Origin of the sequence: Streptomyces sp. NPDC013457 (assembly GCF_043089925.1) — a bacterium.
Classification (GTDB): domain Bacteria; phylum Actinomycetota; class Actinomycetes; order Streptomycetales; family Streptomycetaceae; genus Streptomyces.
Window position 1 is genome coordinate 1,060,536 of record NZ_JBICBL010000001.1, and the last position, 24,806, is coordinate 1,085,341.

22 protein-coding genes are annotated in these 24,806 nt (G+C 71.2%); 14 read left to right on the forward strand and 8 right to left on the reverse strand.

The window, feature by feature from the left end; all coding sequences use genetic code 11:
- Positions 1-160: 160 nt before the first annotated feature.
- A complete protein-coding gene (locus ACF1G2_RS04755; protein WP_391797042.1) occupies positions 161-1,186 on the forward strand; it encodes an Rv2578c family radical SAM protein in 1,026 nt (341 codons plus the stop codon).
- Between the two features lie 110 nt (positions 1,187-1,296).
- Positions 1,297-2,940, forward strand: coding sequence for an alpha/beta hydrolase (locus tag ACF1G2_RS04760; protein ID WP_391796845.1), 1,644 nt, complete (start codon positions 1,297-1,299; stop codon positions 2,938-2,940).
- Here ACF1G2_RS04760 and ACF1G2_RS04765 read toward each other — a convergent pair.
- Positions 2,937-3,533: a HEAT repeat domain-containing protein gene (locus tag ACF1G2_RS04765; RefSeq protein ID WP_391796846.1), complete on the reverse strand. Its 597-nt coding sequence runs from the start codon at positions 3,531-3,533 to the stop codon at positions 2,937-2,939. The two genes, ACF1G2_RS04760 and ACF1G2_RS04765, sit on opposite strands and share 4 nt — an antisense overlap.
- 311 nt (positions 3,534-3,844) lie before the next feature.
- On the opposite strand from ACF1G2_RS04765, the gene ACF1G2_RS04770 reads away from it, so the two are divergent.
- From ACF1G2_RS04770 to pssA, 9 genes are all read left to right on the forward strand, one after another.
- Positions 3,845-5,626 (forward strand): 3-hydroxyacyl-CoA dehydrogenase family protein, encoded by a 1,782-nt coding sequence (locus ACF1G2_RS04770; RefSeq protein WP_391796847.1) that lies wholly within the window; start codon positions 3,845-3,847, stop codon positions 5,624-5,626.
- 121 nt (positions 5,627-5,747) lie between these two features.
- Positions 5,748-6,599, forward strand: a complete 852-nt coding sequence (locus ACF1G2_RS04775; protein WP_391796848.1) for a TetR family transcriptional regulator — start codon at positions 5,748-5,750, stop codon at positions 6,597-6,599.
- 391 nt (positions 6,600-6,990) lie between these two features.
- Positions 6,991-8,328 carry a crotonyl-CoA carboxylase/reductase gene (gene ccrA / locus ACF1G2_RS04780; protein ID WP_391796849.1) on the forward strand — a complete coding sequence of 446 codons (1,338 nt, stop codon included), beginning with the start codon at positions 6,991-6,993 and terminating at the stop codon, positions 8,326-8,328.
- 14 nt (positions 8,329-8,342) lie between these two features.
- Entirely contained in the window at positions 8,343-10,355 is a 2,013-nt protein-coding gene (locus tag ACF1G2_RS04785) for a protein meaA (RefSeq protein WP_391796850.1), read from the forward strand.
- Complete coding sequence (locus ACF1G2_RS04790; protein ID WP_260226713.1) at positions 10,352-11,317, forward strand: CoA ester lyase; 966 nt, start codon at positions 10,352-10,354, stop codon at positions 11,315-11,317. Before ACF1G2_RS04785 ends, ACF1G2_RS04790 begins: the two co-directional genes overlap by 4 nt.
- A 5-nt stretch (positions 11,318-11,322) precedes the next feature.
- Positions 11,323-11,847 (forward strand): MaoC family dehydratase, encoded by a 525-nt coding sequence (locus ACF1G2_RS04795; RefSeq protein WP_030320137.1) that lies wholly within the window; start codon positions 11,323-11,325, stop codon positions 11,845-11,847.
- 2 nt (positions 11,848-11,849) lie between these two features.
- Positions 11,850-13,055: an acyl-CoA dehydrogenase family protein gene (locus ACF1G2_RS04800; protein ID WP_015037484.1), complete on the forward strand. Its 1,206-nt coding sequence runs from the start codon at positions 11,850-11,852 to the stop codon at positions 13,053-13,055.
- Between the two features lie 180 nt (positions 13,056-13,235).
- Positions 13,236-13,892, forward strand: coding sequence for a phosphatidylserine decarboxylase (locus ACF1G2_RS04805; RefSeq protein ID WP_260226710.1), 657 nt, complete (start codon positions 13,236-13,238; stop codon positions 13,890-13,892).
- On the forward strand, positions 13,885-14,757 hold the full coding sequence (pssA, locus tag ACF1G2_RS04810; RefSeq protein ID WP_391797043.1) for a CDP-diacylglycerol--serine O-phosphatidyltransferase: 873 nt from the start codon (positions 13,885-13,887) through the stop codon (positions 14,755-14,757). The genes ACF1G2_RS04805 and pssA overlap by 8 nt, the downstream gene beginning before the upstream one ends.
- A gap of 79 nt (positions 14,758-14,836) precedes the next feature.
- On the opposite strand, the gene ACF1G2_RS04815 is transcribed toward pssA, so the two are convergent.
- The 6 genes from ACF1G2_RS04815 to ACF1G2_RS04840 all read right to left on the reverse strand — a co-directional run bounded on the left by ACF1G2_RS04815 (position 14,837) and on the right by ACF1G2_RS04840 (position 20,431).
- Entirely contained in the window at positions 14,837-15,418 is a 582-nt protein-coding gene (locus ACF1G2_RS04815; RefSeq protein WP_391796851.1) for a GNAT family N-acetyltransferase, read from the reverse strand.
- 134 nt (positions 15,419-15,552) lie between these two features.
- On the reverse strand, positions 15,553-16,824 hold the full coding sequence (locus ACF1G2_RS04820; RefSeq protein WP_391796852.1) for an ABC transporter substrate-binding protein: 1,272 nt from the start codon (positions 16,822-16,824) through the stop codon (positions 15,553-15,555).
- Complete coding sequence (locus tag ACF1G2_RS04825; RefSeq protein WP_391796853.1) at positions 16,821-17,948, reverse strand: branched-chain amino acid ABC transporter permease; 1,128 nt, start codon at positions 17,946-17,948, stop codon at positions 16,821-16,823. The genes ACF1G2_RS04820 and ACF1G2_RS04825 overlap by 4 nt, the downstream gene beginning before the upstream one ends.
- Positions 17,941-18,831: a branched-chain amino acid ABC transporter permease gene (locus ACF1G2_RS04830; protein WP_391796854.1), complete on the reverse strand. Its 891-nt coding sequence runs from the start codon at positions 18,829-18,831 to the stop codon at positions 17,941-17,943. The genes ACF1G2_RS04825 and ACF1G2_RS04830 overlap by 8 nt, the downstream gene beginning before the upstream one ends.
- Complete coding sequence (locus ACF1G2_RS04835) at positions 18,828-19,619, reverse strand: ABC transporter ATP-binding protein (protein WP_391796855.1); 792 nt, start codon at positions 19,617-19,619, stop codon at positions 18,828-18,830. The genes ACF1G2_RS04830 and ACF1G2_RS04835 overlap by 4 nt, the downstream gene beginning before the upstream one ends.
- Positions 19,616-20,431 (reverse strand): ABC transporter ATP-binding protein, encoded by an 816-nt coding sequence (locus ACF1G2_RS04840; RefSeq protein ID WP_391796856.1) that lies wholly within the window; start codon positions 20,429-20,431, stop codon positions 19,616-19,618. Before ACF1G2_RS04840 ends, ACF1G2_RS04835 begins: the two co-directional genes overlap by 4 nt.
- Positions 20,432-20,610: 179 nt before the next feature.
- On the opposite strand from ACF1G2_RS04840, the gene ACF1G2_RS04845 reads away from it, so the two are divergent.
- Positions 20,611-21,810, forward strand: coding sequence for a PucR family transcriptional regulator (locus ACF1G2_RS04845; protein ID WP_391796857.1), 1,200 nt, complete (start codon positions 20,611-20,613; stop codon positions 21,808-21,810).
- A gap of 108 nt (positions 21,811-21,918) precedes the next feature.
- On the opposite strand, the gene ACF1G2_RS04850 is transcribed toward ACF1G2_RS04845, so the two are convergent.
- Positions 21,919-23,073 carry a glycerate kinase gene (locus ACF1G2_RS04850; protein WP_391796858.1) on the reverse strand — a complete coding sequence of 385 codons (1,155 nt, stop codon included), beginning with the start codon at positions 23,071-23,073 and terminating at the stop codon, positions 21,919-21,921.
- A gap of 169 nt (positions 23,074-23,242) precedes the next feature.
- Between ACF1G2_RS04850 and ACF1G2_RS04855 the strand changes: the two genes are divergently transcribed.
- Both ACF1G2_RS04855 and ACF1G2_RS04860 read left to right on the forward strand, forming a co-directional pair.
- A complete protein-coding gene (locus tag ACF1G2_RS04855; RefSeq protein ID WP_391796859.1) occupies positions 23,243-24,310 on the forward strand; it encodes an ADP-ribosylglycohydrolase family protein in 1,068 nt (355 codons plus the stop codon).
- Positions 24,307-24,801 (forward strand): NUDIX domain-containing protein, encoded by a 495-nt coding sequence (locus ACF1G2_RS04860; RefSeq protein WP_391796860.1) that lies wholly within the window; start codon positions 24,307-24,309, stop codon positions 24,799-24,801. The genes ACF1G2_RS04855 and ACF1G2_RS04860 overlap by 4 nt, the downstream gene beginning before the upstream one ends.
- Positions 24,802-24,806 lie beyond the last annotated feature (5 nt).

A 24,806-nucleotide genomic window follows, 5' to 3' on the forward strand; every position in this document is an offset into this window, starting at 1 on the left:
GCACTTCCTCCAGCACTCGGTTCCTCAGGGGTGTGGCACCAGCCAACCACCTGGGCGCGGGCCCCCCAAATCCGGGCTCCCCACCGGCTTGCGGCGATCAAGGGAACAGATGTTCTATTCTGTGTCCTGGACCGAGGCGACAGCTACCGAGGAGGCGTCCATGCGCTGGGACAACCTGGGCGACGACAGCGCCGCCGGGGCCGCTCTGTTCGGTACGGAAGCGGTCACCACCCGTACGTTCGACACACCGGAGTTCCGCGGGATCACGTTCCACGAGGTGCGGGCCCGCTCGATCGTGAACCGGGTGCCGGGCGCCTCCCGCATGCCCTTCGAGTGGACGGTCAACCCGTATCGCGGCTGCACGCACGCGTGCGTGTACTGCTTCGCCCGCAAGACCCACAGCTACCTGGACCTCGACACCGGCCTCGGCTTCGACTCCCAGATCGTGGTCAAGGTCAACGCGCCGGAGCTGGTGCGCCGCCAGCTCGCCTCCCGCCGCTGGCAGGGCGCGCACATCGCGATGGGCACCAATGTCGACTGCTACCAGAGGGCCGAGGGACGCTACGGCCTGATGCCGGGGATCATCGAGGCCCTGCGGGACCACGCCAACCCGTTCTCCATCCTCACCAAGGGCACCCTGATCCTGCGCGACCTCGACCTGCTCGTGCAGGCCGCGGAGGTGACCGAGGTCGGCATCTCCGTCTCCGTCGGCTTCACCGACCGGGAGCTGTGGCGCACGGTCGAGCCCGGGACGCCCTCCCCCGAGCGGCGCCTGGACGTCGTCCGCACGCTCGGCGAGCACGGCATCGGATGCGGGGTGCTCATGGCGCCGGTGATCCCCTTCCTCGGCGACCGCCCCGAGCAGCTGCGGGAGACCGTGCGCGCCGTCGCGGAGGCGGGCGCGACCTCCGTGACCCCGCTCGTCCTCCATCTGCGGCCGGGCGCACGCGAGTGGTTCTTCACCTGGCTGCGGCAGCACCACCCGCATCTGGTGGGGCGGTACGAGCGGATGTACGCGGCCGGGGCCTACGCACCGACCTGGTACCAGCGCCGGATCACCCGTCAGGTGCACGAGCTGGCCGCGGAGTTCGGCATCGGTCCGGCCCGCCGGGGCACGCCACGCCGGATCCCCGTGCCGGAGGAGCCCGCGCTCGCCGGCGCGCCCGAGCAGCTCAGCCTCCTCTGACGGCGCATCACGGACCCCGGAGGATCTGAACGGCTCGGACGGATCGCCTGATCGGGTCAACTCTCGCCGGAACAGGTCCTTCCGGATGCTTGCCGGGGCACGGACGCCCTATGACCACACGCGCAGGAATGCTGCTCGCCGCTGGGGCGCTGGTCGCCGGGACGGCCACCGTCCTGCCCGCGTCCGCGGCCCCCCGGCCCGAGCCGACCCCCCGTCCGATCGCGCCGCTCGTCTGGAGCGGCTGCGCCACCTCGGCGTATCCGAAGCTCCAGTGCGCCACGCTCGAGGTGCCGCTGAACCACGACGACCCGGCCGGCCGGAGCATCACGCTCGCGCTGACCCGGATCCCGCACTCGGCGAAGGAGTCCCAGGGGCCGCTGCTGGTCAACCCGGGCGGACCGGGCGGCAGCGGACGGACCCTGGCCGGGTACGTGGCCGCCTCACTTCCCGCGGCCGTGGCGGCGCAGTACGACGTGATCGGCTTCGATCCGCGCGGGGTCGGCAGGAGCGAGCCCGCACTCGACTGCAGGCCCGGCCACTTCGCCCCGGTACGCCCCGACTCGCTCCCGAGCGGCGCGGAGGCCGAGCAGCGGGGCGTCGAGCGCGCGCGGGCCTTCGCGGCGGCGTGCGGCGAGAAGTACGCCGACGTCCTGCCGTACATCGACACGGTCAGCGCGGCCAGGGACATGGACGCGATCCGCGAGGCGCTCGGCGCGCCCCAGCTCAACTACCTCGGGTACTCCTACGGCACCTACCTCGGCGCCGTGTACGCGCGGCTCCATCCGGAGCGGGTGCGCCGGATGGCGCTGGACTCCGTCGTCAACCCGCAGGGTGTCTGGTACGAGGACAACCTCGCGCAGGACCTCGCCTTCGACACGCGCCACAAGGACTTCATGGCCTGGGTGGCCCGCCAGAACGCGACGTACAAGCTCGGTTCGGACCCGGCGGCGGTCGAAGCCGCCTGGTACCGGATGCGGGACGCGCTGCGGGAGACCCCGGCGGGCGGCAAGGTCGGCCCCGGCGAACTGGAGGACACCTATCTGCCCGGCGGGTACTACAACGGCTACTGGCCGTCGCTCGCCGGGGCGTTCTCGGCGTACGTCAACGACGCCGACGCGGTCCCGCTGACCCGGGTGTACGAGAGCTACGCGGCCCCGGACAAGGCGTCGGACAACGGCTACTCGGTCTACACGAGCGTCCAGTGCCGGGACGCGAAGTGGCCGCGCGACTGGAGCACCTGGCGTACGGACAACTGGGACGTGCACGCCAAGGCGCCCTTCGCCACCTGGAACAACGCCTGGTACAACGCTCCGTGCGCGTTCTGGCCGGTGGACTCGCTGACGCCCCCGGACGTCACCAACGACGAGGTGGCACCGGTCCTGATCCTCCAGGCGACGGACGACGCGGCCACCCCGTACGAGGGCGCCCTCGCGCTGCGGCGGATGGTGCGGGGCTCCAGCCTGGTGGTCGAGGAGGGCGGCGGGAACCACGGAGTGACGCTGGCCGGCAACGACTGCCTGGACGAGCACCTCGCGGACTACCTCGCCACGGGAACCGTGCCGCGGGGCGACGGACTGTCGGAGGCGGACGCGGTCTGCGAGGCGCTCCCCGAGCCGAAGCCGCTCAAGGCGAGCTCCACTCCCCGCCACGGCAGGGCGGCGGACGGCACGGCGCCGGACGGGACGAGCGCCACGGCGGCCGACCGGCAGGCCGGCGCGGTCCTGCACGGGCTTCTCGGCCACGCGGCCCGCTAGCGGGCCAGCCGGGCGAGGGCCTCCGCGGCCGCCCGGCCGAGGCGGGGGTGGGGGAGGGCCGCCTGGAGCGTCGGCAGGGCGCGGGGGTCGCCGAGGGCGCCGAGCCCCTCGGCGCAGGCGACGCCCACACGCCAGTGCGGGTCGTCGGTCCCCAGGCGCCGTTCCAGGACGGTGACGAGGGCCGGCACGGACTCGGGCGCGCGCAGGTCGGCGAGCAGCCGCACCGGCAACAGGGCGTAGGCGACGCGGAGTTCGTTGGTGGCGAGAGCGGCGGCCGCACGCGCGGTGCGCGGGTCGCCGAGCCGGGCCAGGGCGTACGCGGCGGAGACGCAGCGCGCGGGGTCGCGGTGGTTGAGGAGCAGGACCAGGGTTTCGAAGGCGCGGGGGTCGCGGCCGATGCCGAGCCGGAAGGCTGCGATCTCGCGGGCCCAGAGAGGTTGTCCGGGCGCGGTCAGGACGCGGGCGAACGCCTCGGGGTCCTCGGTGGCGGCGAGTTCTTCGAATGCCTTTCGATCACCTTCCGTACCGTCGTGGATCTCGTCCCGCAATCGATCGATCATCGAGCAGAATTCGGGGTCCTGGGCGATTTCCATGGCCGTCAGCGTATCCGCGATCCAGATCACATTTTCCGAACTCCCCGGGACTGGCGTGCTCGTTACCCGCCGGTTAATCTCAGGTGAGCGGGTAACCCCCGCAAGCTCACAACGGCCTGGTGACGCAGCCGTCGTGAGATCGAGTTTGTCGGTTCGGCAGTTTTCGATGTGACTCCGGGACAGAGTCCATCGCCTTTTCCACGCGACCTCTTCGCGCTTCCCTCGCGAACTCTCCGCGCTTTCCGTTCGCGATCCGTTCGCGCCCGCACGCGCCGCCTTCAGTCGTCACTCTTCCCTCCTGGAGTCCCCTGATGGACACCCCTCTCTCCACCATCGCCGTCGTCGGTCTCGGCACCATGGGCAAGGGCATCGCCGATGTCCTCGCCCGGGCCGGCCGCGAGGTCATCGGCATCGACATCAGCGAAGCCGCCGCCACCCAGGCCGTCGCCGCCCTGGAGGCGTCCACCGCCCGTGCGGTGGCCCGCGAGCGGATCACCGAGGAGGAGCGGCAGGACGTCCTCGCCCGCTTCCGCACCTACTCCGACCTGCAGGCGGCGGCCGACGCCGACCTCGTGATCGAGGTCGTGCCCGAGTCGTACGAGGCCAAGCAGGAGGTCTTCCGGGCCCTGGACGCCGTCGTCCGGCCCGACGCGATCATCGCCACCGGCACCAACGCCCTCTCGGTGACCCGGCTCGCCGCCGACTCCGCCCACCCGGAGCGCGTGCTCGGCCTGCACTTCTTCACCCCGGTCCAGGCCATGAAGCTGGTGGAGATCGTCTCCTCCGTCCTCACCGCGCCGAAGGCCGTCGAGGCCGTCACCGCGCTCGCGCACGACCTGGGCAAGGAGCCCGTCGCGGTCGGCGACCGCCCCGGCTTCGTCGCGGACGGCCTGCTCTTCGGCTACCTCAACCAGGCCGCGGCGATGTACGAGGCGAAGTACGCCTCCCGTGAGGACATCGACGCCGCCATGCGGCTCGGCTGCGGTCTGCCGATGGGCCCGCTGGCGCTGCTCGACCTGATCGGCATCGACACCGCCCGCACCGTCCTGGAGGCGATGTACAGCGAGTCGCGCGACCGGCTCCACGCCCCCGCCCCGATCCTCAAGCAGCTCAGCGAGGCCGGTCTCACGGGCCGCAAGTCGGGCCGCGGGTTCTACACGTACGACGCGCCCGGCTCGGCCACCGTCGTCCGCGACGCGCTGACCCCGCTGGAGAGCGCCGCCGCCGGCGGGGGCCGCGAGGTCCGCTCGGTCGGCGTCGCCGGCTCCGGCACGATGGCCTCCGGGATCGCCGAGGTCTTCGCCAAGGCCGGGTACGACGTCGTCCTCTCCGCCCGCTCCCAGGAGAAGGCCGACACCGCCAAGGCGCGGATCGCGAAGTCCCTCGCGCGCTCCGTCGACAAGGGCCGGATGAGCGGCGAGGCCCGCGACGAGACGCTGGCCAGGATCACCCCGGCCGGTTCGCTCGACGCCTTCGCCGAGGTGGACCTGGCCGTGGAGGCGGTCGCCGAGGACCTGGCGGTCAAGCAGGAGCTGTTCGCCCGGCTCGACAAGATCTGCAAGCCGGGCGCGGTGCTCGCCACCACGACCTCCTCGCTGCCGGTCGTCGCCTGCGCCCGCGCCACCTCGCGCCCGCAGGACGTCATCGGGATGCACTTCTTCAACCCGGCGCCCGCGATGAAGCTGGTGGAGATCGTCCGTACGGTCCTGACCGCGGACGACGTCCACGCCACCGTCCGCGAGGTCACCGCGAAGATCCGCAAGCACCCGGTGGACTGCGGCGACCGGGCCGGGTTCATCGTGAACGCGCTGCTCTTCCCGTACCTGAACAACGCGATCAAGATGGTCGAGGAGCACTACGCGACCCTGGACGACATCGACGCCGCCATGAAGCTCGGCGGCGGCTACCCGATGGGTCCGTTCGAGCTGCTCGACGTCGTCGGCCTGGACGTCTCGCTCGCCATCGAGCAGGTCCTGCACCGTGAGTTCCGCGACCCGGGCCTGGCTCCGGCGCCTCTCCTGGAGCACCTGGTGGCGGCCGGCTGCCTCGGCCGCAAGACGGGGCGCGGCTTCCGCGAATATGCCCGACGCTGAGCCCTACGCGGGCTGGGGAGGGTTGCTGAGCCCCGGGAGTGCCAACGGCACCCCCGGCACGGGCCCGGGCGACCCTCCCCCACCTGGGCACACTCCCGCACTGATGCAGTACGTTCAGGACATGTCCAAGGCCGCGAAGTCACCCCGTGCCACGTCCACCTCCGACGGTCAGGAGAGTGCGGCGGGCACCCGTGCGGCCGCACAGCGGCTGAAGATGCGCCGCGAGCTGGCCGCCGCGGCCATGGAGCTCTTCGCCACCAAGGGGTACGAGGCCACGACGGTCGACGAGATCGCCGCTGCCGCCGGGGTCGCCCGCCGGACCTTCTTCCGCCACTTCCGTTCCAAGGAAGAGGCGATCTTCCCCGACCACGACGACACCCTGGTGCGGGCGGAGGCGGTGCTGAACGCCGCCCCGTCGCACGAGCACCCGCTGGACACCGTCTGCCGGGGCATCAAGGAAGTCATGAAGATGTACGCGGGGTCCCCTGCGGTCTCCGTGGAGCGGTACCGGCTCACCCGCGAGGTGCCCACTCTGCGGGAGCGCGAGATCGCCTCGGTGGCCCGCTACGAGCGGCTGTTCACCCGCTATCTGCTGGGCCACTTCGACGAGCGCGACCACCACGACGGCAACGACGACCCGCTGCTGGCCGAGGTGGCCGCCTCGGCGGTCGTCACGGCCCACAACCACGTACTGCGCCGCTGGCTGCGGGCCGGCGGCCAGGGGGACGTGGAGGCGCAGCTGGACCACGCCTTCGCCATCGTGCGGGAGACGTTCGGTACGGGCATAGGCGCCCGGCCGGCCTCGGCCCCGCAGCCGGGCCCTCAGACGGCCGTCCAGGGCTCCCAGACGGCCCCGCAGGCTCCCGCGGCCACCGCGTCCGCCGAGGGCGGGGTGCTCGTGGCGGTGGCGCGTACGGACGCTCCGCTCGACGAGGTCATGCGGACCATCCAGGACGCGCTCAACCGCGACTGACCACCGGACTCACGCACGACGAGGGCCGCCCCCGGTGGGGGCGGCCCTCGTCCCGTTTTGCCCCGCCATTCGATCGATCATCGCTCATGTGTGACGGGCAGATTGCATATGAGTGAAATTGTTGGCACGCAGTGCCTTGTCAGGTGACACGCGGTGCCATACGTTGATGTTGTCCGGGCGGCCGGCGCGCCGAGGTCTCCTCGTGCGCCGGCTGTCCCCACAAGCCATCGTGATTGTGCGCCCGGACGCCTGCGTCACAGGCAACCCACAGCGCCCACCCGGCGCCGCCACCGCACCACCCCGCCGAACCGACGGCACACCTCCAGAGCAGCACTCCAAGACGTAACCCTCAGCGCGTCTCCCTCAGACGCCGCACCGCCGGAGGCACCCCGTGAAGGACATCCTGGACGCGATCCAGTCCCCGGACTCCACGTCCTCGGACTTCGCCAACATCGAGCTCCCCGAGTCGTACCGAGCCGTGACCGTCCACAAGGACGAGGTCGAGATCTTCAGCGGCCTCGAGAGCCGCGACAAGGACCCGCGCAAGTCGCTCCACCTCGACGACGTTCCGCTGCCCGAGCTCGGGCCGGGCGAGGCCCTGGTCGCCGTCATGGCCAGCTCGGTCAACTACAACTCGGTCTGGACCTCGATCTTCGAGCCGGTCTCCACCTTCGGCTTCCTGGAGCGCTACGGCCGCCTCTCCGACCTGAGCAAGCGCCACGACCTGCCGTACCACATCATCGGCTCCGACCTCGCGGGCGTCGTGCTGCGCACCGGCCCCGGCGTGAACTCGTGGAAGCCCGGCGACGAGGTCGTCGCGCACTGCCTCTCGGTCGAGCTGGAGTCCTCGGACGGCCACAACGACACGATGCTCGACCCCGAGCAGCGGATCTGGGGCTTCGAGACCAACTTCGGCGGCCTGGCCGAGATCGCGCTCGTCAAGTCCAACCAGCTGATGCCGAAGCCCGACCACCTGAGCTGGGAGGAGGCGGCCTCCCCCGGTCTCGTCAACTCCACCGCGTACCGCCAGCTCGTCTCCCGCAACGGCGCCGGCATGAAGCAGGGCGACAACGTCCTGATCTGGGGCGCGAGCGGCGGGCTCGGCTCGTACGCCACCCAGTTCGCGCTGGCCGGCGGCGCCAACCCGATCTGTGTCGTCTCCTCCCCCGAGAAGGCCGACATCTGCCGGGCCATGGGCGCCGAGGCGGTCATCGACCGCAACGCCGAGGGCTACAAGTTCTGGAAGGACGAGCACACCCAGGACCCGAAGGAGTGGAAGCGCTTCGGCAAGCGCATCCGCGAGCTCACCGGCGGCGAGGACATCGACATCGTCTTCGAGCACCCGGGCCGCGAGACCTTCGGCGCGAGCGTCTACGTCACCCGCAAGGGCGGCACCATCACCACCTGCGCCTCCACCTCGGGCTACATGCACGAGTACGACAACCGCTACCTGTGGATGTCGCTCAAGCGCATCATCGGCTCGCACTTCGCCAACTACCGCGAGGCGTGGGAGGCCAACCGCCTGATCGCCAAGGGCAAGATCCACCCGACGCTCTCCAAGGTCTACTCCCTGGAGGACACCGGCCAGGCCGCGTACGACGTCCACCGGAACCTGCACCAGGGCAAGGTCGGCGTCCTCGCGCTCGCCCCCGAGGAGGGCCTCGGCGTGCGCGACCCGGAGATGCGCGCGAAGCACATCGACGCCATCAACCGCTTCCGTAACATCTGAGCCCGGGACCGTACATGACAGAGCGTCAGAAGGACCGGCCGTGGCTCATGCGGACCTACGCCGGTCACTCGACCGCCGAGGCGTCCAACGAGCTGTACCGGCGCAACCTGGCCAAGGGACAGACCGGACTCTCGGTCGCCTTCGACCTGCCCACGCAGACCGGCTACGACCCCGACCACATCCTCGCCCGCGGCGAGGTCGGCCGGGTCGGGGTCCCGGTCTCGCACCTCGGTGACATGCGCCGGCTGTTCCAGGACATCCCCCTGGAGCAGATGAACACCTCGATGACCATCAACGCCACGGCGATGTGGCTGCTGGCGCTCTACCAGGTGGTCGCGGAGGAGCAGGGCGCGGACGTCACCCGGCTCCAGGGCACCACGCAGAACGACATCGTGAAGGAGTACCTGTCGCGCGGGACGCACGTCTTCCCGCCCGGCCCGTCGCTGCGCCTCACGACGGACATGATCACCTACACGGTGAACAACATCCCGAAGTGGAACCCCATCAACATCTGCAGCTACCACCTGCAGGAGGCGGGGGCCACTCCGGTCCAGGAGATCTCGTACGCGATGTCCACCGCGATCGCGGTGCTCGACGCGGTCCGGGACTCCGGCCAGGTCCCGGCGGACCGCTTCGGCGAAGTCGTCGCCCGCATCTCGTTCTTCGTGAACGCGGGCGTCCGCTTCATCGAGGAGATGTGCAAGATGCGCGCCTTCGGCCGCATCTGGGACAAGGTCACGCGTGAGCGGTACGGCATCGAGAACGACAAGCAGCGCCGGTTCCGTTACGGCGTCCAGGTCAACTCGCTCGGTCTGACCGAGGCACAGCCGGAGAACAACGTCCAGCGGATCGTCCTGGAGATGCTGGCCGTCACGCTCTCCAAGGACGCCCGCGCGCGCGCCGTCCAGCTGCCCGCCTGGAACGAGGCACTCGGCCTGCCCCGGCCCTGGGACCAGCAGTGGTCGCTCCGCATCCAGCAGGTGCTCGCCCATGAGTCCGACCTGCTGGAGTACGAGGACATCTTCGCCGGGTCGCACGTGATCGAGGCGAAGGTCGACTCGCTCGTCGAGGAGTGCCTGGCCGAGATCGACCGGATCCAGGAGATGGGCGGCGCGATGGCCGCCGTCGAGTCCGGCTACCTCAAGTCGCAGCTCGTCTCCTCGCACGCCGAGCGGCGCGCGCGGATCGAGGCCGGCGACGAGAAGATCGTCGGTGTGAACATCTTCCAGTCGACCGAGGAGAACCCGCTCACCTCGGACCTCGACACGGCGATCATGACCGTCGACCCGGCCAACGAGGCCAAGGTCGTCGCCAAGCTCCACGAGTGGCGCGACAACCGTGACGAGAACCGGGCCCAGGAGTCGCTCGCGGCCCTCAAGGCCACGGCGGCCGGGGACGGCAACCTCTTCGCCGCCACCCTGGAGTGCGCCCGTGCGGGTGTCACGACCGGCGAGTGGTCCTGGGCGCTGCGGGACGTCTTCGGCGAGTTCCGCGCCCCCACCGGCGTCTCCTCCGCCCCCGTGGCGGTGACGGCCGAGGAGGGTACCCCGCTGGCCCTCGTACGGGAGAAGGTGGCGCGGACGGCCACGGAGCTGGGCTCCGGGCGACTGCGGCTCCTGGTCGGCAAGCCGGGCCTGGACGGGCACTCCAACGGGGCCGAGCAGATCGCCGTGCGCGCGCGTGACGCCGGTTTCGAGGTGGTCTACCAGGGGATCCGGCTGACGCCCGAGCAGATCGTCAACGCGGCCCTCGCGGAGGACGTGCACTGCGTGGGTCTGTCGATCCTCTCCGGCTCGCACGCCGAGCTGGTCCCGGACGTCCTCGACCGTCTCCGCGAGGCGGGGGCGACCGACGTGCCGGTCATCGTCGGCGGGATCATCCCGAACGCCGACGCCGCAGAACTGAAGCGTGCGGGTGTGGCCGCCGTCTTCACGCCGAAGGACTTCGGTATCACGGAGATCATCGGCCGTATCGTCGACGAGATCCGCAAAGCGAACAAGCTCGACCCCCTGGAGGTCCCCGCATGACCAGCCCCGTGAACCGACTCCGCCCGCGTCGCTCGTGTCTGGCGGTCCCCGGCTCCAACCCGCGCTTCCTGGAGAAGGCCCAGGGGCTCGCCGCCGACCAGGTCTTCCTCGACCTGGAGGACGCCTGCGCGCCGCTCGCCAAGCCCGAGGCCCGCCACACCATCGTCAAGTTCCTCAACGAGGGCGACTGGACCGGCAAGACCCGTGTCGTGCGCGTCAACGACTGGACGACCCACTGGACGTACCGGGACGTCGTCACCGTCGTCGAGGGCGCCGGCCAGAACCTCGACTGCATCATGCTGCCGAAGGTCCAGGACGCCCAGCAGATCGTGGCGCTCGACCTGCTGCTGACGCAGATCGAGAAGACCATGGGCTTCGAGGTCGGCAAGATCGGTATCGAGGCGCAGATCGAGAACGCCCAGGGCCTCAACAACGTCAACGCGATCGCGACCGCCTCGCAGCGCGTCGAGACCATCATCTTCGGCCCGGCCGACTTCATGGCCTCCATCAACATGAAGTCCCTGGTCGTCGGCGAGCAGCCGCCCGGCTACGACGCCGACGCCTACCACTACATCCTGATGAAGATCCTGATGGCCGCCCGCGCCAACAACCTCCAGGCGATCGACGGCCCCTACCTGCAGATCCGCAACCCCGAGGGCTACCAGGCGGTCGCCCGCCGCGCCGCGGCACTCGGCTTCGACGGCAAGTGGGTGCTGCACCCGGACCAGGTCGCCGCCGCGAACGAGATCTTCTCCCCGTCGCAGGAGGACTTCGACCACGCCGAGCTGATCCTGGACGCGTACGACTACTACACCTCCGAGGCCGGCGGCAAGAAGGGCTCGGCCATGCTCGGCGACGAGATGATCGACGAGGCCTCCCGCAAGATGGCGCTGGTCATCTCCGGCAAGGGCCGCGCCGCCGGCATGGAGCGCACCACCAAGTTCGAGATCCCGGAGGCCTGAGTCCGATGCAGTTCGGCCGCACCTACGAAGAGTTCGAAGTCGGCGCCGTCTACAAGCACTGGCCCGGAAAGACGGTCACCGAGTACGACGACCACCTCTTCTGCCTGCTGACGATGAACCACCATCCGCTGCACATGGATGTGAACTACGCCGAGAACACGACGGACTTCGGCAAGAACGTCGTCGTCGGCAACTACATCTACTCCCTGCTGCTCGGCATGTCCGTCCCGGACGTCTCGGGCAAGGCGATCGCCAACCTGGAGATCGAGTCGCTGCGCCACGTGGCCCCGACCTTCCACGGCGACACCATCTACGGCGAGACCACGGTCCTCGACAAGACCCCGTCGAAGTCGAAGAACGACCGCGGCATCGTCTACGTCGAGACCAAGGGCTACAAGCAGGACGGCACCCTGGTGTGCGTCTTCCGCCGCAAGGTGATGGTCCCCACCGAGACGTACATCAAGGAGCGCGGCGGCGAGCAGCCCGGCCGCCCCGAGCTCATCGAGCCCGCGAAGAAGACGGAGAAGTAGCCATGGCCCGACTCGCCCAGACCGCCGGGCTCACGGATGTCCAGCAGGAGATCCTCAAGACCGTCCGGGAGTTCGTCGACAAGGAGATCATCCCGGTCGCGACCGAGCTCGAGCACCGCGACGAGTACCCGCAGCAGATCGTCGACGGGCTCAAGGAGCTCGGCCTCTTCGGTCTGATGATCCCCGAGGAGTACGGGGGTCTGGGTGAGTCGCTGCTCACGTACGCGCTGTGCGTGGAGGAGATCGCCCGCGGCTGGATGTCGGTCTCCGGCATCATCAACACCCACTTCATCGTGGCGTACATGCTCAAGCAGCACGGCACGCAGGAGCAGAAGGACTACTTCCTCCCGCGGATGGCGGCCGGCGAGACGCGTGGCGCGTTCTCGATGTCGGAGCCGGGCCTCGGCTCGGATGTGTCGGCGATCACGTCGAAGGCGGTCAAGGACGGCGACGAGTACGTCCTGAACGGCCAGAAGATGTGGCTGACGAACGGCGGAACGTCAACGCTGGTCGCCGTTCTCGTCCGAAGTGACGAAGGACACCCGGAGGGCACCGCGCCCCACAAGTCGATGACGACCTTCCTCGTCGAGAAGGAGCCCGGCTTCGGAGAGGTCCGCCCCGGCCTCACCATCCCCGGGAAGATCGACAAGATGGGTTACAAGGGTGTCGACACCACCGAACTCATCATGGACGGACTGCGCATTCCGGCCAATCGGGTCCTCGGCGGGGTCACCGGCCGAGGGTTTTACCAAATGATGGACGGCGTGGAGGTCGGCCGCGTGAATGTCGCGGCCCGTGGCTGCGGTGTCGCGCAGCGTGCCTTCGAACTGGGTGTCTCTTATGCCCAGCAACGTCACACTTTCGGCAAGGCGATCGCCCAGCACCAGGCGATTCAGTTCAAGCTGGCCGAGATGGCTACCAAGGTCGAGGCCGCTCATGCCATGATGGTGAACGCAGCACGCAAAAAGGACTCCGGGGAACGAAACGACCTCGAAGCAGGGATGGCGAAGTACCTCGCCTCCGAATACTGCAAGGAAGTCGTCGAGGACGCCTTCCGTATCCACGGTGGATACGGATTCTCGAAGGAGTACGAGATCGAGCGCCTCTACCGCGAGGCCCCGATGCTGCTCATCGGTGAAGGTACCGCCGAGATCCAGAAAATGATCATTGGCCGCCGGTTGCTCGAGGAGTACCGGTTCCAGGGTTGATTGTCGCTTTTGAGTCGGTTCGGCCGCGAAGAAGATCACACCCTGTCAGCGTTCTCTGAGCGTTTCCGGCCGACCGACTCGGCTTCTGGCTTACCCAGTTGCGGCTCCCACCCGATAGCATCGATGGAAAGCCGCCGTCCCCCGTTGCCAGTGCGGCATCATCCGCTACGAAGGTCATCCATGCCCCACAGCCAAACCTCTGCACCTCGCGACAGCCTCGCCGGCGTACGCATCGCACGCGGAGCATCGCCGTGGCTTCTGCCGACCGTCGCCACCGCGGCGCTGAGCCTCGTGCGTGCGCGCCGGTCTCGGCGCGCCGCGGCCATCGCCGTGCCCACCACCGCTCTGGCGGCGGGCATGCTGTGGTTCTTCCGCGACCCCGAGCGCGAGATCGCTCAGGGCCGGGTCATCTCCCCCGCCGACGGTGTGGTGCAGAGCATCATGCCGTGGAAGGACGGACGCACCCGGGTCGCCATCTTCATGAGCCCGCTGAACGTCCACGTCAACCGCGCGCCGCTGGCCGGCACGGTGACGTCCGTGGAGCACATCCCCGGCGGGTTCGTCCCGGCGTTCAACAAGGAGAGCGAGAACAACGAGCGCGTTGTCTGGCACTTCGACACCGAGCTCGGTGACATCGAGATGGTGCAGATCGCCGGGGCAGTGGCCCGGCGCATCGTGCCCTACATCCCCCAGGGGACGAAGGTCGAGCAGGGCGAGCGCATCGGTCTGATCCGCTTCGGGTCCCGCGTTGACATCTACCTTCCGGAAGGTGTGGACGTCGCCGTCGAGGTCGGTCAGACCACGACCGCGGGGGTGACTCGCATTGACCGTGATTGATCCCGACACCCGGGCCGCCGACTGGGTCGCCGACGGCGACGCGGAGGAGGCCGAGGACGAGGAGATGCCGCTGTCGTTGAGGCTGTCCATAGCGGACGCCCTCACGCTCGGTAACGCGACGTGTGGATTCATGGCGGTGTACTTCACCACCACCGGGATCCTCATCCCGCACCTCACGGGCAGCACCGAGACCGGCATGGCGCGCAACAGCGCCGCCACCGCCGTGATCCTCATGCTGGCCGCGGCGATCTTCGACCTGTTCGACGGCATCGTGGCGCGCAAGCTGCGCTCGTCGCCGATGGGCGCCGAGCTCGACAACCTCTCGGACCTGATCAGCTTCGGTCTGGCCCCGGCCTACTTCGTACTCGTGTACGGCATGGTCACGCCCGGCGCGCAGCAGAAGGTCTCGGCGGTGGCCGCGATCGTGGTGCTGCTCGCGGTGGTGCTGCGGCTGGCGAGATTCTCGTGCGTGACGATGAAGGACGGCATGTTCCAGGGCATGCCGAGCCCCTTCGGCGCGCTGACGGTCGTCTCGATCGTCCTTCTCGAGCTGCCGTTCATCCCGACGCTGCTGGCGATCATCGGTGTCGCATGGCTGATGGTGAGCCGGGTCGAGTACCCCAAGCCGCGGGGCATCCTCGCGGTGGCGATGCTCAGCTGGATCGTGGGTGCGATGGGCATGCTGGCGGCCTGGGCGTTCGACGCCCCCGGCGGACAGCTGCTGCTCCAGACCGGCTGCGCGCTGCAGGTCGTGCTGGGCGCCGTGATCCCCCTCTTCGCCACGGCCCGGCGGGTGAACACCTTCCGCGACAACCGGCGTGAGAGCCGGGAGGCGCGGCAGGCGGAGGCGGCTCAGCTGCCGTAGGCGGTACGTGTACGACGACGAAGGGCCCGGGTGCGGGAAGCACCCGGGCCCTTCGTCGTGTCCGGATCAGGGCACCGGATCAGGGCAGGCGCTTGTAGTAGAGCGTGGTGGGACGGAGGGTCCCGGCCGGGTCCGCGGCGAAGTCGGGGATCGTTCCGGCCGGGGTCCAGCCCGCCTTGCGGTAGAGCCCCTCGGCGGGGCTGTCGGTCTCGGTGTCCAGGATCAGGAGCGTGAGACCCTCGCGGGCCGCGTGGGCCTCCGCGGCGGCCAGCAGGCGGCCGCCCAGACCCCGGCCCCGGGCCTCGCGGTGGACGATCAGGCGGGCGATCTCGCCGCGGTGGCGGCCGTTCGGCTTCTCGGTCCGCACGAGCGTCACCGCGCCGAGGACCTCGCCCGCGGGTCCGAGGGACGCCCAGACGTCCCGGACGCCCCGCTCGGCCTCCTCGGCGACCGTCTGCCACCAGGAGGCCGCCTCGGCCTTGTCCAGGGGCGCGAGGAAGCCGAGGGAGGCTCCGCCCTCGACGGCGTCGACGAGGAGGTCCGCGAGGCCGTCGGAGGCCTGGGCGCGGATCGTGGACGGGTCGAGCCGCACGGCCGAGGGGGCGGGCACGGCGGGGGCGGGGGCGCCGGGGGCTGCCGGCGGGGTGACGGGTGTGCTCATGGGCCGAGCCTCACACGCCGGTGTTTCCCCGGGGTGACACGGCGGTCCGTGCCGTCCGCCGGCGCGCGGTGAGGCGGGCACGACGGACGCCCCGCCGCGCACACCGCGCGGCGGGGCGTCCGTCGTGCTCCGGCTCAGCCGACCTTGGGGGTGAACTCCTTCGCCGCGTCGGAGACGAAGGGCTCGCGGACCGTGCGCATGCCTCCCGGGACCGACTTGTCCGGCTGGAGGATGACGGACTCGCGCGAGGACGGGGCCTTCGGGTCGCTGAAGTCGTGCATGCCGAATCCGGCGTCGTAGGCGTTCAGCGTCAGCAGCGCCTTGTCGATGCCCTCGCGGCTGAGGTCCTTGGCGTCACACGCCTTCTTCAGGGCCTCGCCGAAGACGCTCGCCGCCGTCCAGCCCGCGACGATGCCGTTGTCGAGGCTGTCGCCCGGGTACGCGGCCTGGTAGTCGGCGACGAGCTTCTTGGCCGCGGGGGTGTCCGCGCCGATCGGCAGGCTCGGGGAGGCGAACCAGTACATCTTCTCCAGCGCGGGGCCCGCCTGGGTGCCGAGGAGCTGCGGTGCGAAGGCCGAGTTGTTGCCGATGACCGGCACCAGGAGCTTGGTCGCCGCCGCGACGCCGACGAGGGACGCGGCCTGGCGCGGGCCGGCGCTGATGACGATGCCCTTCACCCCTGCCTGCTTGAGCGCCGCGACCTGGGCCGACATGTCGTTGTCGGTGGGCTTGATCTTCTGCTCGACGACCGTCAGACCCGCCTTCCCGGCCGCGTACTTCGAGCCCGCCAGCGCGTTCTCACCGTAGTCGCCCTCGAAGTAGACGTGGCCGAGCTTGTCGCCGGACTTCAGGCCCTTCTCCTTCACCAGGAAGTCGACGGCGTTGATCGTCTCGACGTCGTACGTGGAGCCGAGGACGCGGATGTACGGGGAGCCGAGCAGCGAGGCCGACCAGGCCTGGGGCAGCACCAGCCCCTTGTCCTGGCCGTCGACGCGCTGCTTGACGGCGGCGACGAACGGGGAACCGATGAACTGCATGTAGCCGGCGACCTTCGGCTCCAGCTCGGTATAGGCGGAGAGCGCCTTCTGCGGGTCGTAGCCGTGGTCGCGGACGGTCAGCTCCAGCTTCCGTCCGCAGATCCCCCCGGCCGCGTTGACCTGCTTCACGTAGAGCTGCTGTGCCTGCGTCACGCTCTTGCCGAGCGTGGCGTACACGCCGGTCATGTCCGTGAGCGCGCCGACCGCGATGGACTTGTCGGTGACGCCCGTGCCGGCCTTCACCCCGCCCGCGCCGGTCCCCTTCTCGTCGCCGCTCTTGGCCTTGGAGCTGCAGCCGGCGGCGGTCAGTGCGACGAGGGTGGCGAGCGCGACGGCCATGGTTCTGGTCGCCTGTCGTCGGTGGATCATCGTTCCTCCCCAGAGGAGTGCGAGGGTTGGGCGGTTCGCTCGGTTGCGTGGGCGGTTGTACGGGCGGGTCTGCGGAAGCCCGGCCTGACCAGGCCTCCGGGCAGGAAGAGCACCACCGCGACGACGGCGGCGCCGTAGAGATAGCGGGCGGCCTCCCCCGGTGCGATCCCGCCCGTCCCGGGGGCGGAGACCAGCGGCAGAGCGTCGCTGTACCGGTTGAGGAGCTGCGGCAGCAGGGAGACGAAGACGCCTCCGACCACCGCGCCGGCGACCGAGCCGAGACCGCCGATGACGATCATGGCCAGGTATTCGAGGGAGAGCAGCATGCCGAAGTACTCCGGCACGGTCCGCTGGAAGACCAGCGCGAGCAGGACGCCGGCCAGGCCCGCGTACATGGACGACAAGACGAAGACGGCGGCGCGGTAGCGGGCCACGGGGATGCCCATGACCCCGGCGGCGATCCGGTGGTCCCGGATCGCGTTCATGGCCCGGCCGGGGCGGCCGCGGAGGACTCCGCGGGCGAAGAGCGCGCCCGCGAGGAGGAGGATCAGACCGAGGTACCAGAGCTTCTCCGCGGAGCCGAACGGCACCTGGGCGACGAGGAGTTCGGTGTCGTCGAAGGTGAGGCCGAAGAGGCTGAGCGGGGGGACCGCCCGTCCGTTGAATCCGCCGGTGAGGTCGTGCGCGTTGAAGAGGACGTGCTGGCCGATGAAGATCAGCGCGAGGGTGGCGATACCGAGGTACGCCCCCGTGAGCCGGCCCGCGATGGGACTGAACACCCCGCCGGCCAGGCCCGCGAGGACGACGGCGAGGACGGCGGCGAGCCAGCCCGGCAGGCCGAGTCCGGCGAGTCCGTCCGTCCCGTCGCCGGCGAAGGCGCAGTAGCCGTACGCGCCGACGGCGAGGAAGAAGGCGTGGCCCATGGAGAGCTGGCCGGTGGCGCCGGTCAGCAGGTTGATGCCGATGGCGCCGATGGCGGCCGCCATGGCGAAGAGCCCGGCCTGGAGCCAGAAGCGGTCCAGGTAGAAGGGGAAGGCCGCGAGGACGAGACCGGCGGCTGCCCAGCCGTACACACGGGGGCGGGAGAGCGTGGCGACGCCACGGCGGGGAAGCGCGTCAGACACGGGCCGGCTCCTTCGTGCCGAAGAGTCCGGCCGGACGGATCAGCAGCACCGCGACCATCACCAGGTACGGGGCGAGGTCGCCGATGCCCCGGCCGAGGAAGGTCAGATCGCCCTGGTAGCCGGTGGCGAGGGACTCGGTGACGCCGACCAGGAGGCCGCCGACGAGGGCGCCGTTCGTGGAGTCGAGGCCGCCGAGGATGGCGGCCGGGAAGGCCTTCATCGCGGCGAACGAGGTGCTGCGCTCCAGGCCGGGCGTCGGAAAGACGGTGAGGAAGAGTGCGGCGACGGCGGCGAGTCCGCCGGCCACCGCCCAGGCGCCGAGGGAGACCCGGCCGAGGCGGATGCCCATCAGGGCCGCGGTCTCCTGGTTCTCGGCGGCGGCGCGCATGGCGACGCCCCAGGAGGTGTGGCGGAAGGCGAGCAGGAACGCGGCGATGAGCAGCGCGGCGGCGAGGAAGGCCGCGATCCGGGTCTGCGCCAGGCTGACCGGCCCGAAGGTGACGACGGCGTCGCCCCAGGGGTCGCCGAGCGCGAGGATGTCCGTGCCGATGCGGCGGGTCAGCTCGGTGGCGAGCAGGATGTCGACGCCGATGGTCACGATGGCGAGGACGCTGTGGTCGGAGCCGCGGTAGCGGCGCATGACGAGGAACTCGACGGCCGCGCCGACCAGGGCCGCGCAGCCGATGCCGACGAGCAGCGCGAGCCAGAAGCCGATGTCCTCGTGGAGGACGGCCGTGAAGTAGCCGCCCGCGAGCAGCAGGGAGGCGTGGGCGAAGTTGACGACCTCGGTGGCGCGGAAGATCACCACGAAGCCGAGTGCGATGAGGGCGTAGATCGAGCCCAACGAGACTCCGTTGAGCAGGAGTTCGGCGAAGGTGGTCACTCGGCGGTCTCCTCTCCGAGATAGGCGCGGACGACCGCCGGGTCGTTCTGTACGTCGCCGGGGGCGCCGTCGGCGATCCGACGGCCGAAGTCGAGGACGGTGACGGCGTCGGCGAGCCGCATCACCACCCCCATGTCGTGTTCGACGAGGACGATGGAGATCCCGAGGCTGTCGCGGACGCCGGCGATGACGGCGGCGGTACGGCGCCGCTCGTCGGCGGTCATGCCGGCCACCGGTTCGTCGAGGAGGAGCAGCCTGGGCTCCATGCAGAGGGCACGGGCGAGCTCGGCCAGCTTCTGCTGCCCGTACGGCAGCGAGCCGGCGGGCTGGGCGAGCTGCTTCTCCAGTCCGACGAAGGCGGCGATCTCGCGGACGCGGGCGCGGTGCCGGGCGTCCTCGCGGGCCGCGGAGGGCAGCCGGAGCCCGGCGGCGAGGAAACCGCTCCGGGTCAGCCGGTGGCGGCCGAGCATCAGGCTGTCCTCGACGGTGGCGCGGGGCGGCAGCGCGAGGTTCTGGAAGATCCGGGCGACCCCGAGGTCGGCGATCCTGTGCGGGGGCAGGGCGGTGAGTTCGTGTGCGCCGAAGCGGACGCTGCCGGAGGTCGCCCTGTACACACCGGAGAGCACGTTGAAGCAGGTGGACTTGCCGGCACCGTTGGGGCCGATGACGGCGTGGACCGTGCCGGGGCGGACGGTGAAGGAGACGGAGTCGAGGGCGGTGAGTCCGGCGAAGCGGACGGTGACGTCGCGGACGTCGAGGGCGGGGACGGGCTCCGCGGCCGCGGTCATCGGCCCTCCCAGCGGGAGAGGACGGGGTGGGCGGTGGTGGCGGTCGCCGCGTCGGCCGCGGCGTCCTCGTCGACGACGCCCAGGTAGCGGCGGCGCACCTCGTCGGAGGCGGCCAGTTCGGCTGCCGGACCGGAGAGGGTGACCTCGCCGACCTCCAGGACGTACGCCCGGGAGGCGAGCCGCAGCGCGAGCGCGGCGTTCTGCTCGACGAGGAGGACGGCCGTGCCCTGGGAGTTGATCTCGCGGATCGTGTCGGCGATCCGGGCGGCCATGAGCGGGGCGAGGCCGAGGGAGGGCTCGTCCAGGAGCAGCAGCTTCGGCGAGGCCATCAGGGCGCGGCCGACGGCGAGCATCTGCTGCTCGCCGCCGGAGAGGAGTCCGGCGTGCTGGTGGGCGCGGTCGGCGAGGACGGGGAAGAGTTCGTGGACGCGTTTCAGGGCCGCCGTCTTCGCGGCGCGGTCGCCCCGTGCGCCGAGCGCTCCCGCCCGCAGGTTGTCCTCGACCGTCATCCGGGCGAAGACCCGCCGTCCCTCCGGTACCTGGCAGACACCGGCGGCGACCACCCGGTCGGGCGGGAGCCCGCCGATGGGGCGACCGCCGTAGGTCACGGTGCCCGAGGTGACGGCCCCGCCGTGGAACGACAGTGTGCGCGAGACGGCCCGCAGCAGTGTGGACTTGCCCGCTCCGTTGCCGCCGAGGACGGTGACGACGTCGCCCTCCGGCACGGTGAGCGACACCTGCCTCAGAGCGCGTACCGGTCCGTACCCCGCCGACAGGTCCGCGACCTCGAGGGCGAGTGCGGTCCCTCCCATGGTTCCCCTTCCGTGGCCCGTTCAGTGGCGCTCACCCCAGCACCGGGACGGCCGCCCGTCCACGTGCGGCGGCCGAAACGCTGCCGGTGACCAGCGGGCGCCGGGGTGGGTTGTGCACGCGCACAACACCGCGTGTCAGGGGCCTGTCGGGACGGGGTCGGGGGTGGCATCCTCCGGGCATGGGACGGCGCAGACCGCGGACCGGTGACGACTGGAAGCTGCTTGCCGAGGCGTGCACGGCACTTCTGGAGCGGCTGCCGGAGCTGGTGGACGAGCATCTGAGAGACCTGCACGGGTACGAGCCGGCGTACGGCCGGATCGTGCCGTACGACCAGCACTGGCAGGAGGCCCATGAGGCGATGCGGATCGGGATCGAGATGATCTCGGCGCCGAGGGACTCGCCCCGGCGGGACCTGGAGCACGCGGACGAGATGGGACGGCGGCGGGCCGAGCAGGGGATGCCGCTGGAGCTGGTGGTGCACGCGTACCGGCACGCCGGGCATCTGGTGTGGGACGCGCTGATCGAGGACGCCTCGGCGTTCCCGCCCAGGCTCGCGGCGCTGACGCAGTCGGCGACGATCGTCTGGTCGGCGGTGGACGCGCAGGCGGACACGGCGTCGGAGGCGTACCGGGCGACGGAGCTGGAGCTGCGGCGCCGTACGGACGAGCAGCTGCAGGCGCTGCTCGACGCGCTGCTGCAGGGGCAGCGCTCGCCCGAGGTGACCTCGCAGGCGGCGGCGGGCCTGGATCTGCCGGAGCACGGGCGGTACGCGGTGGTGGTGCTGCGGCACGACCGCCGGGAGGTGCCGGAGCCGTTCCACCGGCGGGTGCAGGGGGCCGGGGTGCGGTTCCTGTGGCGGATGGGCGCGGACTGCGAGATCGGGGTGGTGTCGCTGGCGGAGGGCACGGGTCTGGACGCGCTGTCGGAGCTGCTTCAGGGGCGGTGCCCGGGGCCGGGCGGGATCAGCCCGGTGGTGACGGGGCTCGCGGAGCTCGGCCGGGCGCGGCGGCTCGCGGAGCTGGCGCTGCGGACGAGTCCGCCGGACTCCCGGCAGATCGTCCGCCTGGACCGCCGGATGGCGGGGGCGCTGGTGGTGGGGCAGCCGGAACTGGCGGGTCTGCTGGTGGCGGACGTGCTGGGCGGCCTGCTGGAACTGGATCCGGCGGACCGGGCGGTCCTGCTGGAGACGCTGGACGTCTGGCTCGACTGCGAGGGCTCGGCGGGGCGGGCGGCCTCGCGCCTGTACTGCCACCGCAACACGGTCTTCAACCGCCTGCGCCGCCTGGAACAACTCACGTCGAGGTCCCTGTCCCGTCCCCGGGACCTGACGGAGATGACCCTGGCCCTGGACGCGTTCCGGCTGACGCCGACGGCGTGAGGGGGTGGTCCGGGGCGGCACCCACCACCCCGCGCCGCAACGGACGACGGGGCGCACCCCGGCGGGGCGGTAGGGCTCGCCGGGGTGGGTGGGCCGCGGACCGCGGGGTTACGCCAGGAAGTCCCGGGCGATGTGGGAGGCCACCTGTTCCAGGAGCGGGCCCGCGTTGGCGATGGACTTGGCCGGCTCGGGTTCGAGGTCGGTCAGGGGGTAGGCGCGGCGGATGCCCGCCTTGCCCAGGGCCTCGGGCGGGAGGGCCAGGCGGCCGCAGACCGCGACGACCTCCTTGCCCGCCGCACGCGCAGCCGCCGCGACGCCCGCCGGGGCCTTGCCGTGCAGGGTCTGCTCGTCGAGCGAGCCCTCGCCCGTGATGACGAGCGTGGCCCGCTCGAGCGCCGGGGCGAAGCCCAGGACGTCGAGCATGAGCTCGATGCCGGGGCGGAAGCTCGCGTCCAGGCCGACGAGCGCCCCGTAGCCGATACCGCCCGCACCGCCCGCGCCGGGCGCGACCGCGCACTCCGACGCCTTCGGGCCGATCGCCTTCTCCAGGACGGTCACGAAGTGCGCGAGCGCCGAGTCCAGCGTCCGGACGTCCTCCGGCGTCGCGCCCTTCTGCGGACCGTAGACCGCGGGCGCGCCCTTCGGCCCGGTGAGCGGGTTGTCGACGTCGCTGGCGAGGATCAGCTCGACCGACGCGAACCTCGGGTCGAGGCCCGACAGGTCCGCGGAGGCGAGAGCGGCCAGCGCCGCTCCGCCGGGTCCGACCGGCTCGCCCGCGCCGTCCAGGAAGACCGCGCCGAGCGCGGCCAGCATCCCCGCACCACCGTCCGTCGTCGCGCTGCCGCCGACGCCGAAGACGATCGTCGTGGCGCCCGCGTCCAGCGCGGCGCGCAGCAGCTCGCCCGAGCCGTACGTCGTCGAGGTCAGTGGCGCGAACACACCCGCCGGCAGGAGCTGGAGGCCGGAGGCCTCCGCCATCTCCACGACGGCCGTGGTCCCGCGCAGCGCGAACGCCGCCGTCACCGGCTCGCCGAGGGGCCCGGCCACCCGTACCTCACGGCGTTCGAAACCGGCCGCCACCGCGGCCGCGACCGTACCGTCGCCGCCGTCCGCAACCGGCAGGGTCTCCACTTCCAGCTCCGGGACGACCCGTCGCAGACCTGCTGTGACGCGCTCCGCGACCTGTACGGCCGTGAGCGAGCCCTTGAACTTGTCGGCCGCGACGAGTACGCGTGCGACCTCAGTTACTGCTCCGTCCGTCACCCTTGCATCCCTTGCTTTCGAACGTGCAGTCGCGCCGAGCCGACCCTATCCGGACCCCCCGGCGCCATGCCACCCCCGGATAAGACGATATTCCGGACCATAGTGGGTCCATATCGGCGCGCGAACGCGTCGGCGCGCGCCGGGGCCGGGGATTCGGTACACCGGACGTATGGCGCTCACGCACGGCGAACTCGCCGATCGCATCCTCGGCGGCTGGACAGGACGGATCGCGGGGAACATGCTCGGCAAGCCCGTCGAGCGGGGCGACCACTGGACGCCCGAGCACATCGACCGGTATCTGCGGCTGACGGACGCGCTGCCGCTCACCGACTACCTGCCCCCGCCGCCCGCCGACGTCGCGGGGTTCGAGCTGCGGCCCGAGTGGCCCCGGTGCGTGCGCGGGCGGATCGACGGAAGCTGCCGGGACGACGACGTCGACTACTCCGTTCTGGGTCTGCACCTCCTGGAGACGCACGGTTTCGCGTTCACCACCGAGCAGCTGGGCGAGCTCTGGCTGCTGCGCCTGCCGTACCTGCAGACCTTCACGGCCGAGCGGACCGCGTACCGCAATCTCGCGAACGGTCTGAAGCCACCGCTCACCGCGACGTACGACAACCCGCACCAGGAGTGGATCGGCGCGCTGATCCGGGCGGACGTGTACGGCTGGACCTCCCCCGGCGACCCGCGCCGCGCCGCCTCGCTGGCCCGCCGTGACGCGGTGCTGTCGCACACGGGGAACGGCGTCTACGGCGCGATGTGGGCGGCCGCGCTCATCGCCGCCGCCTTCACGGCGCCGGACATCCGCGCCGCGTTGGAGACGGCGCTGGAGCGGATCCCGGCGAGCAGCCGCCTCGCGCGCACGGTGCGGCACACGATCGCGCTCCACGAGTCGGGCGTGGAGTGGTCCGCCGCCCTCGCCGAACTCGCCGAGCGGACGAACGGGCTCGGCTGGATCCACACGATCCCCAACGCGGCGGTCCTGACGGCCGGACTGCTGTACGGCGGCGGTGACTTCACCACCACGATCGCGCTCACCGTCCGCGGCGGCCTGGACACGGACTCGAACGGGGCCACGGCGGGCTCGGTGGCCGGGGTGCTGTGCGGGGCGGCGGCGATCCCGCCGCAGTGGTCGGAGCCGCTGCGGGACCGGGTGCGCAGCGCCGTGTTCGGCTTCGACGGTGTGCGGATCAGCGAGTTGGCCGAGCGGACGCTCCGGCTGGCTACGCTGACGGAATGACGACGACCGACTACGCCACGTACATCGCCGGCCTCCCGCGTGTCCTCGCCGCTGCCGCCGTGCTCTTCCGGGACGCGGCGGGCCGCGTCCTGATCGTCGAGCCGAACTACCGCGAGGGCTGGGCGCTTCCCGGGGGCACCATCGAGTCCGACGAGGGCGAGACGCCCCGTGGGGCCGCGCGCCGGGAGACGGCGGAGGAGATCGGTCTCGACGTGGAGCCGGGGGCGCTCCTGGCGGTCGACTGGGTGCTCGGCGTGGGGCGGCCGCCGATCGTCGCCTACGTGTACGACGGCGGGGTGCTGTCCGAGGAGCGGCTCGGCGCGATCCGCCTCCAGGAGGAGGAACTGCTCTCCTGGAAGCTGATCGAACCCGCCGAGGTGACCGGCCATCTCCTGGGCGCTCTGGGGCCGCGCGTCCTGGCGGCCCTCCACGCCGTCGGCTCCGGCCGTGGCCCGGCAGAGCTGGAGAACGGACGCCCCGCCGGCGGGTGACCCCG